Here is a 12,050-nt window from a genome sequence, read left to right as displayed (position 1 = left end):
TTGTTATATTTATTTACATAAGTTCAAAATAAAAAAACAAACCAAAAAAACGAGCTACGTATATTTGTTACCGCTCTAGTTTCGCTTGTCTTGGGCGTCAGCTAATATTTTTAGATTTCGACGTTGGTACTTATCGACATTTGGACTTCTCCTCATCACCTCGGTTGGTTTCGCCGAGGTTTTTTGTTGCAGTTGGGTGCGATGTGCTCGATTCGCGTAGGCTTACAGCGGTGAACTACCTACACTGTACCGTCAGGTCAGTGTAGGCTTCCGGCTTCATTGACAGATGCCTTTCTACCTTTCGGTTTATTGGTGCTAAAAGCGCAGCGCAATCTTACCAAAATGTGCCCCACTTTCCATATACTCTAACGCCTGCCGCACTTCCTCAAAGGGAAACACTCGGTCAACAATGGGTTTGATACCATGTAAAGCAATTGCCTTGTTCATTGTCTCAAACATATCGCGACTGCCTACATAGATACCTTGTACGGTAATTCCTTTGTGCAGAATCGATACTGTACTGACATCTGCGCTGAATCCAGAAAGCACTCCAATCAAACTGATATATCCACCGTAGCGTACAGCACGTAAGGATTTATTGAAGGTTGCAGCACCGCCAACCTCAATGATCCGATCAACTCCCACTTCATTTGTCAGTTGCCAAACTTTCTCATCCCAATTTGGTGTGGTTTTGTAATTGATAAGTTCAGATGCCCCAAGTTGTTTTAATTTCTCTAACTTCAAGTCGCTGCTAGAAGTGGCAATGACTTTTACTCCCATTATCTTGCCAAACTGCAAGGCAAATAAAGACACTCCTCCGGTACCTTGTATGAGAACAGTATCGCCAGCTTTCAGCTTGCCATCTGTTGTTAGGGCGTTCCAAGCGGTCACTGCAGCACAAGGTAAGGATGCTGCTTCTTCGTCAGAAAGATGTTCTGGGACATGAACAACGCCATTTTCATCAAGCGTCACGTACTCAGCCAAGATACCATCAATGGCTCCCCCTAACGCTGATTTTGATTTGTCTAGTGAAAACTCTCCTTCTAACCAGGTTTGCATGAAAATGCCAGCGACGCGATCGCCTACTTTAACTCTACTCACTCCCTCGCCAACAGCAACCACTTCCCCCACACCATCAGACAACGGAACAAACGGTAGCTTTTGCTTAGATCCATATGCCCCTTTCACTGTCAACAAGTCGCGATAATTCAGGGAAGCAGCACGCATCTTAAGGAGAACCTGTCCTGCTTTTGGTTGTGGTTCTGGTTTTTCAACCAGTGTTAATGCTTCTATTCCTTCTTTAGAGTGAACTTCCCAGACTTTCATAGCGGTTTCCGATTGCTTTTTTCTACTGTTTGCATATCACAAATTCATCAATCAATCAAGGTTTTTCTGCTTGCTAGTGGCTGCAAGCCGAACGTCACAGCCTACAGTCATAATGGTCGTAAAGGTGCCGATATTATTGACACTGATTTTTTTGAAATTAAAGTGCACAACTTTGATGAATTGTCAATAAAAACTTGATTCTTCGGGTTTATGCAACCTATAAGCTCTTTGTAATAGCAGAAATTACTATGTCTTTGTCATCTTCTGAAGAACAACGTTTCTTGCCCGTTTTACGTCAAGTGATTAGCCATGCTTTAATCGCTGTCTTGAGTGTGGGGTTAACTTTGACGACGTTATGGGCTTTTCCCAATTTACAAATTCTTAAGCGATCATCTCTACAGGGTGCTGTTGCACCCATAACTCCCACAGTAGAAACGACGACTCCTCCAACAGCAAACTCCCAAGAAGTTCCTATCCGCAGTTTCGTTAGTGCTGCTGTCAATCGAGTTGGCTCTGCAGTTGTGCGAATTGATACAGATCGTACGATCAAAATGCGTGCACCTGACCCGTATTTTAGTGATCCATTTTTCCGTGATTTTTTTGGTAATGATTTCTCTGCTATGCCTCAAGAGTACCACCAACGCGGAGAAGGGTCTGGTTTTATTATTGACCCCAATGGCATGATTCTCACCAATGCTCATGTTGTCAGCGGTGCTGATTCTGTGACCGTCACCCTCAAGGATGGACGCAAGTTAAAAGGAGAGGTGAAAGGGGTGGATCAGCCTTCTGATTTGGCAGTTCTCAAAATTAATGAGAAAGATTTGCCAGTAGCTGCCCTTGGTAACTCCCAAGACTTGAAAGTGGGTGACTGGGCGATCGCAGTTGGCAACCCGTTAGGATTAGACAACACAGTGACTTTGGGTATTATCAGCACGTTGAATCGATCCAGCGCTCAAGTTGGCATCCCGGATAAACGCTTGGACTTTATCCAAACAGATGCTGCTATCAATCCTGGTAACTCTGGTGGTCCGTTGGTCAATGAACAAGGTGAAGTTATTGGCATCAATACAGCAATTCGTGCAGATGCTCAGGGAATTGGGTTTGCGATTCCTATTGACAAAGCTAAGCTTATTAAAGATGCTTTGGTTCGTGGTGACAAAATCCCACATCCTTACATTGGCGTTCGGATGATGACTCTCACACCAGAATTTGCAAAACAATCCAATAGTGACCCCAATACGACGCTGACTCTACCACAAATAAATGGTGTATTGGTGGTACAAGTGATGCCCAATAGTCCTGCTGCTACTGCTGGTGTGCGTCGAGGAGATGTCATTACCCAAGTTGATGAACAAGCGATCACGACTGCTGAACAGTTGCAAGACTTAGTAGAACTCAGTCGAATCAACCAACCTTTACAAATTAAGGTACAACGGGGTGAACAAACTCAACAGCTAAGCGTGCGACCGGGTGAACTTGGGGAAGCGGCTATGAAGTCGTGATGAAATCAGTGAACAGTAAACAGTGAACAGTTATCAAAATAATCAGCTTTTTTTAACTGATAACTGATAACTGATAACTGATAACTGATAACTGATAATTGGTAATATCTCTGCCCGCGCGATTCTCCCGACCGGGCGGAATGACGAACAAGCAGCCGAGGCGCTCTGGAGAGGGGGTTTCCTCCATGAACGACTGCCGCTACTTCTTCAGGGGTAGCCATAGCGCCCCTTTGCCGAGTCATCGCCCAAGGGGCGACGCAATTATGCTTTCCGAACGTATAACGTATGTACGAGCGTCACCCCGACTACGACTGTGGAACCCACACAGAAACGGAACCAGCACTGCATCGAAAATCAGCCCAGCCTTGATCATTTGTTGTGATGGGTTTGCTGATATGTTCAGTGATGTCAATGTAAGTGCTGTTGGGTTGCCCAACTTCCATCCACTTAGTCCCCTCTTCCCCATTACTCAAAACAACTGCCATACCGCCAGGATGTTCTTCATCTCCTAAGCGTGTCCAGCCGATTGTATTAGGGTGATCGAAATAATCGTAAAATTTTTCTTTTCGACACAAAGACTATACTTTTCTTTGATATCTCTAAATAGAAACAAAAATCTACTAAAAAACTGCAATTAACTATTGTTTTCTTCTGTGGATGACAGTTCTTGAGCCAAGTTTTTCTGGAGTGCTTCCAATACCGCGATCGGGTCAGCCGGTTCCTGCATCAATTCAGCTTCCGAATCATGCCGATTTATCACATCAGGCAAATCGGTACGGAGTTCTTCTAATAGAGCAATAATCTTGGCAATTTTTTGCTCGGAGAGCAGGTTAAGCTGTAGCATCAGTTGCGCCCGCTGTTCGGCAAAGTTTTCTTGGCGAGTTTGTCGCACCAGCACTCCGGTTGAAATCACCAATGCAGCTGCGTCTAAGCCTTGATTTGACCAGCTAAACGAGGGCAGGTTGAATGGTAAAAAGCGATCAAAAAAACTGCCAAAAATCCACAAAGCCAGTATGACTAGCAAACTATACAGAAATGTTGATCGCCCAAAGAATGTAGCGATCGCTTCTAGTATCCGCTGGTGGGCGGGAATGTCTCGAACTTCCTGGATATGAAGTGAACTAATCGCTTCAATATTTTTTGTAATCGGGTCTGGTAATGGAGCCGTAAAAACTTGATTTCGAGAAGCTTTGAGCTTGAGTTCGTTAGCACCTGAACTGAAGTGTTTATTGGCTGTGTCGTCTGCGTTGTGCCTCATGCAGCAACTCCTGAATCTAGATGTTACTCGATTATTGCTTATCTTCTGATGCCGTCGGCAAATGGATATTAAGAGGCTGAACATCCTATTATACCGTGATTACAGCAGTTTTCACCTAACGGATGACTGGTAAAATCGCACTTTGGAATGGTGATAGTTTTAAAACATCTGATCTAAGTTTAAGAAGCCCTGCATCATTGTTGAAATTCCTACCATGAAACATCTGCGTTGCTTGCTGCTTTTTCTGCTACTGACTACAGCAGCAGCCTGTAACCAGACTCGTGCTTCCCAAGAAGAAGCGACACCCGAATCTTCACCATCTGCTCAACTAGCACAGAGTTCTACACAAGTGAAAAATGGTATTCGTACAGAACCATTTTCACCAGCACCTATCCGCATTAATGTTGCTGATTTGCCAAAACCCTACGCCACTGATAGCGCCTCAAAGTCACCTGAGGTAGTACCAATTCCAGAGAACCCGACTCTGCGTGTCCCTCAGGGCTTTGTAGTCAACGTTTTTGCTGATGGTTTGGATGCTCCTCGCTGGTTAGCTTTAACTCCCAACGGTGATGTTTTAGTAACTGAAACTGGGCAAAATCGTATTCGTTTACTGCGTGATACCAACGGTGATGGGGTGGCTGATGTCAAACAAACCTTTGCAAGTCAAGCCAACGGACTAAATAGACCCTTTGGTATGGCTTTTGCTGGTAATTCCTTCTTCCTGGGCAACACTGATGCAGTCTTACGGTTTCCCTACACTAAAAATCAGCAGCAAATCACTGGTTCTGGGACAAAAATCGCCAGCCTGCCTGCTAAGGGCTACAATAACCACTGGACACGTAATGTTGTTGTCTCACCCGATGGTAAAAAGCTATATGTTTCGATTGGTTCCGGAACTAACGCAGACGAAGAACCTTTGCCACGGGCTTCAGTACAGGTGATGAACTTAGATGGTTCCCAGCAGCAGACTTTTGCCTCTGGCTTACGTAACCCAGTTGGTCTGGATTTTCAGCCTGTGACTAAGGAACTTTACGCCACTGTTAATGAACGTGATGGTATTGGCGATGAGTTGGTACCAGATTACTTGACACGCATTCAGCAGGGAGAATTCTATGGTTGGCCTTATGCTTACCTAACAGCTAAAAACCTCGATCCACGTCAAAAGACGGGTGATGCTAGCAAACGACCAGATTTAGTACGTCGCACTCGTACTCCAGATGTGCTATTTCAATCACACTCAGCTGCATTGGGGTTGCAGTTTTATGACGGTCAGACATTCCCGGAAAAATATCGTAATGGTGCTTTTGTTGCCTTTCGTGGTTCTTGGAATCGCGATCGCGGCACTGGATATAAAATTGTCTTTGTCCCATTTGACACTAAAGGGCGTCCGCAAGGATACTATGAAGACTTTCTGACTGGATTTCTCCTAGACCCAACTGTACCAACGACTTGGGGACGTCCTGTGGGCTTACTCGTTTTGCCCGATGGTAGTCTTTTAGTCACGGAAGAAGCAAATAACCGTATTTATCGAATTCAGTATAGAGGTTAGTCATTGGTCATTCAGTCAAAAAATCGTCTTGTACTAATGACTAATGACTAATGACTAATAACTAAAATCAAAACCATCCTTCCTGTTCCAGAGTTTCAATCAACTGAAGTCCACGGGGGTCACCAACTCCTAAAAGGGAGGCTTTCGCATCTTCGCGCACTCCCAAATCTTGGTCTTCAGCAAAGGCTTGAATCAGTGCATCAATGGCAGTAGCATAAACGACATTAGAAGGCAATTCGCGGCAAAGTTGTCCAATTGTCCAAGCACAATTACTGCGTACTGGTGCTACGGGATCTTGTACCAAGGCTGAAATCAAGGGGGGTATTGCTCCCACAACAGCTTCATATCCCACTTCTGCCATTTGTGCCAAGGCGGTAGCCGCCCACAGGCGTACTGCGGAAATATCGGTTTTTAAAGCGTCTGCTAGAGGTGCTAGGCTGCGGCGATCGCGACAGTTCCCCAACGCCCAAACAACCCCTTTACGCACGTAGCCATTCCAATCTCGGTTTAACTGGGCAATCAACGGTTCCACAGCATCTAAGCTTGGGTTGCGTCCGATACCATACGCTGCACTCACCCGTACCAAAGGACAGGTATCAGTTAATAAGCGAATCAGATGGGGGATGGCCCTAGCATCTTGTATGTCGCAAAAAGCACGCGCGGCCAGCATCCTTTGCTGCGGATCTTGATGTTCTAATAATGCTAGCATCTGCTCTGGATTGGGCTTTGGCGTCTCTGTTTCGGCAGTGACCGGTTCCATGTGATCCAGAGGGCTTTCTAGTTCTGTTTCGACATCTAGTAGGCTAAGGTCGTCTTCGTCATACATATTTAGACACAATGCGAGAGAATTTCTCTAAATTTCCACTGCGGTTTTGCTATACCAGTATTAGAATTTACAATTTGTCTCTTGCAGCAATTTCAGTCATATTTGTAAGGATGAAGAGATTTTACCATCCACAGTGATTGGGTTTCATATCCTAGCTGATTGTAAAGATTCAATGCGGCTGTGTTGGTTTGAAAGACTTGTAATCCGATTTGGTGATCACCTCTAGCCCTTGCCCAATTTTCTACATATCGCATCAAAGCTGTCCCGATACCTTGTCGTCGGTGTTCTGGCACAACGTAGAGTAAAAAAATGTGAGCGTGGCGATCGCCCTGCACTTGATCTATGGCATTTCCTACCCATAAACCCGCAATGGGGGATGAAGAAGGGAGAGAGGGAGAGACTCCTAATTTGGAATTGCTTTCTCCTCCCGCTTCTGGTGCTTCCTCTTGTTCTACTTCTACAAAATCAACCCACCAAAGGGGAGTTTCTCTGGAGAAGTATTGTTCAACTGTTCGCGCGAGATGGGAGAAATCTTGCTGTGGAAAGGCTTCTTGGTAAGTTCGCTGCATGAATTTTACCAGCAGCGCTCTATCCAAGGTAGAGCCACGGCGAATTCTGTAATTCGGTAGCAATTCTTCAGACACTTAAAGAAGGTGAGGCAGTCCGTTGAGGGGACTGACCAGACAAGGTAGACAACGTGAATAGCGGGGTATTTACAGATCCCACTTCCCCACTCTCTTCTACTGGTGCGGGTGCAGCCATATCAGAGGGTAAAAAGATGCGGGAGCTGACTGCGACAAGAGCAATAATGAAAATTAACACTACGAAAAACGGCGCGATGTACTGACGAAATATAGCCATAGTTTCATTTTGCAACGAACGGTTGATCTTTGTGAGCCTTAAACTCGTGCGCGGTTACACGCTGCTGGTAACGAATGAAACAAACACCACCTCCCTTCTTAAAACAGTTATCAGTTATCAGTTATCAGTTACTAGTTACCAGTTACCAGTCGTCAGTTATCAGTTATCAGTTATCACTGTTCACTGTTCCCTGTTAAGCGTTCCCTGTTAAGCGTGTTTCTTGAAAGAATCTCACTTAATAGGAGTTCAGGCGGTTGGCGCTGGGGGGTTATCGCGTTCCAAGTCAGCAATTGCTCTTTCCCAATACCAATTTTCTGGCATACCAGGAAAGTCTTGCTTGGCTTGATCTACCAACCGTTGGGCAACAGTCGCGTCACCGGCTAAAGAGATGAGCCTGTTTTTGAGATTTGCGTCAGGTTCACGCTGTTGTTCTCTTCGGGAGGGTCGCCTTCTTGCTGCTGGGGAAGTCTGCGCCTGCTGTCTTCTAAACTCCCAAAATAAAACGTAATAAAGTGTACCAAAAATTATAATGAGACTGAAAGTCCCTAAAAGAGTTAGTAAGTTAGGCGTCAAGTATCCCAGAACTAACTGGGAAAGAACGTAGCCAAGTAAGACGCCAGTAATTAACAGAATAGCCGTTGCGATAATAATGATTAGTTTTTGCCCCATAAATCCTCTTCATCATCGTTGAGTCCTGGTCGCTTAATTGCCCGTGGCTTTTGGTTCCAAGGGGCAAACAATGGTAATAGTAATAGTCCTGGTACAGCCACGGCAATGCTAATTAAGAAAAATATCTGCCAACCCGTAATTTCCGCTATTGCGCCAGCTGGGGCAGCGAGAATATCACGACTGACAGCCATCAAACTAGATAGTAAAGCATATTGAGTCGCGCTAAAACGCTGGTTGCACAAACTCATCAAAAAACCAATAAAGGCAGCTGTTCCTAAACCACCACAGAAGTTTTCTACATTGATGGCGATGACCATAAATTGGTAGTTTTGTCCGAGTGTCGCGAGAAAAAAGTATACTATATTACTCAATGCTTGTAAAATCCCAAAGACCCAAAGCGAGCGATTTATACCGATTTTGCTCAAAATCGAACCACCTGCTAGGGCACCAACAATAGTAGCAATTGAACCCATCCCGATCTGAATAGCGCCAATATCAGTTAGGGTGAAGCCAGTTTTGAGTAAAAATGGCGTGGACATCTTGCTCAGAAAGGCATCGCCTAGTTTATAAAATATGATGAATGCTAATGTCAACGGGGCTTGGTATACACCCAGGCGCTGAAAAAATTCTCCAAATGGTAGTATGACCGCTTGTGCTAAGGAATCTGGAGGGGTAACTTTCTTTGGTTCTGGCGCGAGCAAAGTGCCAAAAATCCCAATAACCATGAAAAGCGCCATTAACAGATAAACCGATTTCCAAGGCAAATGGGCAGCCAGAATTAATGCCAACGCACCTGCTACTATAATGGCAAGTCGATAACCTGAGACGAAAAGACCAGCACCAGCACCCACTTCCAGTGGTTCTAAAACGTCGGTACGGTAAGCGTCAGCAGCAATGTCTTGTGTAGCGCTCAAAAAAGCGATCGCTATTGCGTTTATCGCAAGCAGTTGTAGTACTGTGCCGGGTTGTTGCCCAGCCATGAGGGCGATCGCTACAATTAAAGCAATCTGCGTTGCTATTAACCAGCCCCGTCGCCGTCCCAAAATGGGGAGTTTATATCTATCGAGCAAAGGTGACCAAAGAAATTTCAAGGAATAAGGCAAACTGACAAGACTAAACCAGCCAATAGTCCCCAAGTCTACATTTTCTACGGTCATCCAAGCCGTCAAAGTGTTACCAGTTAACAAATAGGGTAAACCTGATGAAAAACCTAATAACACCAAAGCCGCCATCTTCGGGCTTTTAAAAACTTGTAGTAATGATGAAATTGTTTGCACTGTTTTATTTATTTCTCCTAAAGTGGAAGAATTTTAGATATCTTGTCAGATTTACGATGTAATATCAGGCAAAGATGCCTATATATAACGCAAAGTTCCACTATCTTACGCAGTTAGGGTTTTTCATTTTTTGGCTGAATCCTAATTTTCGTTAACCAGATGAATTTGATGATCTCTAATTTCTACCCCATGTTCTGCAAGACATTTTGTCCAACCTTCACGAGTACCAATCTCGCTTTTATGCTTGAGTAGTCCTAATTTTTGTTCTTGTTGGGTGAGTTGAGCAAATTCTTGGTAATATGAATAGTTAGAGGTCACAAATGTTTCTTTACGGTGAAGAATTGGTGGATTTGCTCTTTGCTCGTAGTCTCGGTGAGTTATGCGCAAAGTTTTTAAATCAATCGTGATACTCGCCTTTAATGCTGGATGAGCATCAGTATCGAATTCCGGGTAGAACAGGTAGGATATTCGCGGTTCATCTAGACAAAACTTTATCAGTGTTGCGTCATCGACACGGCCAATAGTGCGACTAGCGCAGCCTTCGTAAATTCGCAGCAAGGGGTCAAGTTCACCAAGCGCAGAAACATGGACGTAAAGGGCGCTACGAGTGTGTTTGCCTATTTTACTTTTTTCGCAAGCAGTTTGTACGACTCCGGTTTTCCCCAAACTGAAAAGCTTAGCATCAGCAACTTCGCAAGCTTCTTCATAACTGCCAAAAAAGGCTTTGATGTCATGGCGCATTTCTGGTGATAATTTATGCGATGTCGGGCGTTTATCGAAGTGGGTGAGAGCAAGATAAACTTGGATGTCAAGAGAACGACGGTAGGCGATCGCATCCCATTCTGCTTCATCAGTCGCTTGTAAAACCACAGCAAAAGCACGGCGAAAGTTCTTAAATTCACTGAGTAATTCCTGTTCGTTATCCAATTCGCCTTTGACTGGAAGTCTTCCACGATGAGTAAAAAAAGCCATCAGTGGTTCCAACATCTCTTTGTAGTCCTCAAACCGTTTGGTATGAATGCGTACCTTTGGTGTTGAGGTTCTGGAGAAAAAGCGTATGGCTTTAAATTCTTCTTTTTCGGCTTCATCTCGAAAAACAAAATACACACCCAGCGCGACTGGTACCGCATCAACATTTAGGGTTTCATCAATGTATTTTTTGAGTTCTTCTTGATCGTAATATTTCTGAAAGGTATTGCGGCGAGTGACGATACCATCACTGTAAGCAACTTGAGTCTTGCTGGGAGCATTTATCAAAACTTGAGCCGCAACAATTAAGACTTTGTGGGCGAGTTCCCAAGCTTGGCAAAGAGCTTGGCGACGTTCCTCTGGGTCTTCAATTACGTTCAGGACGTAGCCCAAGTTAACGACATTAGCGCAAATGCGCGGGGTATCGGGGTAGTAGTATGGATCCCAGCCTGCACTGGTGTAGCCTAGGTTGGCTACTCGCTCCACATCGCCACCGTGTCCGCAACCGTAATCAAAAAACGTGGTATCCTTGTTTATAATTGACCATTCTATTGCCAATCGCACAGGTCTCGATAAGTCAGTGCGAACAATCGCAGCTCTATGGCGTTCTATTTCTACGTAACTCTCTGAAAACATAAAGATATTAAGGGAACCGCAGATAAACGCAAATGCACGCGGATAATTCATCTGCGTGCATCTGTGGTTTATTAATCCTTATATCTTTTTTGTCGCTAATTCAACTAAATCTTCAATCTTCTTGATATTTGGATCACCTGCGAGGTAACCAATACCGCGATGTAGGTGGAGGCGAAATTGTGTCGCTAGGGTTTGTTTGTCTGTTGGGAAGCCGTCGTTGTAGCAGCGTTGCTTGAGGGCGAGTAGGAATATATCGGACATTTCGCCGCCAAAGACGCGCCATGTCATTTCGACGTTGCTATCTTGAGGAATTGGGACGGGTGAGGGTGGAGTTGGTTCGGCTAGGGAACGACAAAACGCCCAACGACACAGGATATTCCATTGGTCGATTTTGGTGTTGCGTCTGAGTTTGAGGAGTTGGTCTTTGGCTGTTTGGGAGAGTTTGATACGATCTATTGGGGGTTCCATGCGCGTCCTTCGGACTTAAATTCAAAATTCGTCTTGGAAAGTTTGCTCTGTCGGGAAACCAACGCCAGATACCAAGTGAGGGAGACCCTCATCAAGTACTGGCTCCTCCTAGCAACTTTCCGCAAAATTCAAAAAAAGATTCTTATTCCGATCCTTCGCTTCACGCGCCCTTCCCGGAAGGGGAGTTTACCAGAAATATCCCGGTTGAACTGTTGTTTGGCGGGTGGATGAGTCGTATTTGAGGAGGTATTCGCGGGCGATCGCCTCATTTTCTCGCAATATTTTGACTTCTTTGTCTCCTATCTCAGTATCTGTGGATAACAAAATAACTTGATGGCTGGCTGATGGAAAGTAACGTTCAACTAAGTTACTGCGGTGGGAGGAGTCTAAGCGTCCTAAGGGTGTGTCAATTGCGACTGGTAAGCGACGTCCAGAAACACGGGCTAATCCCCAGAGGAAGGCGATCGCTAAGAGTTGTTTTTCGCCTGCAGAAAGTCGATGTTTGGGGACAGGTTTACCTTGTAAATCGTACAGCGAGAGGCTGAAGGTGTGAGTGTCAATTGCGACGCGATGGACTAAGTCTGATTTGTGGAGGAGGTAGCGGAAGCATTCGGTGACTTCAACTTCTAGTTTGTTGAGTTTTCTCAGGGTTAATTTTTCGCGGAAAAGCTTAAGTGTTTGTTGGACTTTAGCTGCAGAGGTAATAATA

The 12,050-nt window shown here is 44.8% G+C and carries 12 protein-coding genes and 1 pseudogene; 2 read left to right on the top strand and 11 right to left on the bottom strand.

The annotated features are described in order from the left end of the window. Positions 1–315: 315 nt before the first annotated feature. Positions 316–1,326: a zinc-dependent alcohol dehydrogenase family protein gene (locus DP116_RS22270; protein WP_169157249.1), complete on the bottom strand. Its 1,011-nt coding sequence runs from the start codon at positions 1,324–1,326 to the stop codon at positions 316–318. 248 nt (positions 1,327–1,574) lie between these two features. Here DP116_RS22270 and DP116_RS22265 point away from each other — a divergent pair, with 248 nt between their 5' ends. After that, positions 1,575–2,828, top strand: a complete 1,254-nt coding sequence (locus DP116_RS22265; RefSeq protein ID WP_169157248.1) for an HhoA/HhoB/HtrA family serine endopeptidase — start codon at positions 1,575–1,577, stop codon at positions 2,826–2,828. A 305-nt stretch (positions 2,829–3,133) separates the two neighbouring features. Here the strand turns inward: DP116_RS22265 and DP116_RS22260 are convergent. Both DP116_RS22260 and DP116_RS22255 read right to left on the bottom strand, forming a co-directional pair. After that, positions 3,134–3,382: pseudogene (locus DP116_RS22260) on the bottom strand (alpha-amylase domain-containing protein); the annotation flags it as partial. 80 nt (positions 3,383–3,462) lie between these two features. Then, a complete protein-coding gene (locus tag DP116_RS22255) occupies positions 3,463–4,086 on the bottom strand; it encodes a DUF1003 domain-containing protein (protein ID WP_169157247.1) in 624 nt (207 codons plus the stop codon). A 214-nt stretch (positions 4,087–4,300) separates the two neighbouring features. On the opposite strand from DP116_RS22255, the gene DP116_RS22250 reads away from it, so the two are divergent. Further along, the gene (locus DP116_RS22250) at positions 4,301–5,635 is read left to right on the top strand and encodes a PQQ-dependent sugar dehydrogenase (RefSeq protein WP_169157246.1); all 1,335 of its coding nucleotides are present in this window, start codon (positions 4,301–4,303) and stop codon (positions 5,633–5,635) included. Between the two features lie 67 nt (positions 5,636–5,702). On the opposite strand, the gene DP116_RS22245 is transcribed toward DP116_RS22250, so the two are convergent. The 8 genes from DP116_RS22245 to dndD all read right to left on the bottom strand — a co-directional run. Further along, positions 5,703–6,461 carry a HEAT repeat domain-containing protein gene (locus DP116_RS22245; protein WP_169157245.1) on the bottom strand — a complete coding sequence of 253 codons (759 nt, stop codon included), beginning with the start codon at positions 6,459–6,461 and terminating at the stop codon, positions 5,703–5,705. Positions 6,462–6,553: 92 nt separating this feature from the next. After that, positions 6,554–7,030, bottom strand: a complete 477-nt coding sequence (locus tag DP116_RS22240; protein WP_246275745.1) for a GNAT family N-acetyltransferase — start codon at positions 7,028–7,030, stop codon at positions 6,554–6,556. A gap of 67 nt (positions 7,031–7,097) precedes the next feature. Then, positions 7,098–7,322 (bottom strand): DUF8624 family small hydrophobic protein, encoded by a 225-nt coding sequence (locus tag DP116_RS22235; RefSeq protein WP_169157243.1) that lies wholly within the window; start codon positions 7,320–7,322, stop codon positions 7,098–7,100. Positions 7,323–7,568: 246 nt separating this feature from the next. Continuing rightward, positions 7,569–7,991, bottom strand: coding sequence for a hypothetical protein (locus DP116_RS22230; protein ID WP_048867005.1), 423 nt, complete (start codon positions 7,989–7,991; stop codon positions 7,569–7,571). Then, on the bottom strand, positions 7,976–9,268 hold the full coding sequence (locus DP116_RS22225) for an AmpG family muropeptide MFS transporter (protein WP_339381529.1): 1,293 nt from the start codon (positions 9,266–9,268) through the stop codon (positions 7,976–7,978). Before DP116_RS22225 ends, DP116_RS22230 begins: the two co-directional genes overlap by 16 nt. A 141-nt stretch (positions 9,269–9,409) precedes the next feature. Continuing rightward, complete coding sequence (locus DP116_RS22220; RefSeq protein WP_169157250.1) at positions 9,410–10,873, bottom strand: DNA phosphorothioation-associated putative methyltransferase; 1,464 nt, start codon at positions 10,871–10,873, stop codon at positions 9,410–9,412. A 78-nt stretch (positions 10,874–10,951) separates the two neighbouring features. Beyond that, the gene (gene dndE, locus DP116_RS22215) at positions 10,952–11,341 is read right to left on the bottom strand and encodes a DNA sulfur modification protein DndE (RefSeq protein WP_169157242.1); all 390 of its coding nucleotides are present in this window, start codon (positions 11,339–11,341) and stop codon (positions 10,952–10,954) included. Between the two features lie 186 nt (positions 11,342–11,527). Beyond that, positions 11,528–12,050: DNA sulfur modification protein DndD (gene dndD, locus DP116_RS22210; RefSeq protein ID WP_169157241.1), on the bottom strand; the 523-nt coding region annotated here is incomplete at its 5' end.

This window comes from Brasilonema bromeliae SPC951 (assembly GCF_012912135.1).
Lineage (GTDB): Bacteria > Cyanobacteriota > Cyanobacteriia > Cyanobacteriales > Nostocaceae > Brasilonema > Brasilonema bromeliae.
This window is presented reverse-complemented; position numbering and strand designations above follow the sequence as displayed.

What these genes read in the sequence shown, in the direction of transcription:
- DP116_RS22270 (WP_169157249.1), bottom strand. Translation starts at nt 1,326, where the DNA reads ATGAAAGTCTGGGAAGTTCACTCTAAAGAAGGAATAGAAGCATTAACA.
- DP116_RS22265 (WP_169157248.1), top strand. Translation starts at nt 1,575, where the DNA reads ATGTCTTTGTCATCTTCTGAAGAACAACGTTTCTTGCCCGTTTTACGT.
- DP116_RS22255 (WP_169157247.1), bottom strand. Translation starts at nt 4,086, where the DNA reads ATGAGGCACAACGCAGACGACACAGCCAATAAACACTTCAGTTCAGGT.
- DP116_RS22250 (WP_169157246.1), top strand. Translation starts at nt 4,301, where the DNA reads ATGAAACATCTGCGTTGCTTGCTGCTTTTTCTGCTACTGACTACAGCA.
- DP116_RS22245 (WP_169157245.1), bottom strand. Translation starts at nt 6,461, where the DNA reads ATGTATGACGAAGACGACCTTAGCCTACTAGATGTCGAAACAGAACTA.
- DP116_RS22240 (WP_246275745.1), bottom strand. Translation starts at nt 7,030, where the DNA reads ATGCAGCGAACTTACCAAGAAGCCTTTCCACAGCAAGATTTCTCCCAT.
- DP116_RS22235 (WP_169157243.1), bottom strand. Translation starts at nt 7,322, where the DNA reads ATGGCTATATTTCGTCAGTACATCGCGCCGTTTTTCGTAGTGTTAATT.
- DP116_RS22230 (WP_048867005.1), bottom strand. Translation starts at nt 7,991, where the DNA reads ATGGGGCAAAAACTAATCATTATTATCGCAACGGCTATTCTGTTAATT.
- DP116_RS22220 (WP_169157250.1), bottom strand. Translation starts at nt 10,873, where the DNA reads ATGTTTTCAGAGAGTTACGTAGAAATAGAACGCCATAGAGCTGCGATT.
- dndE (WP_169157242.1), bottom strand. Translation starts at nt 11,341, where the DNA reads ATGGAACCCCCAATAGATCGTATCAAACTCTCCCAAACAGCCAAAGAC.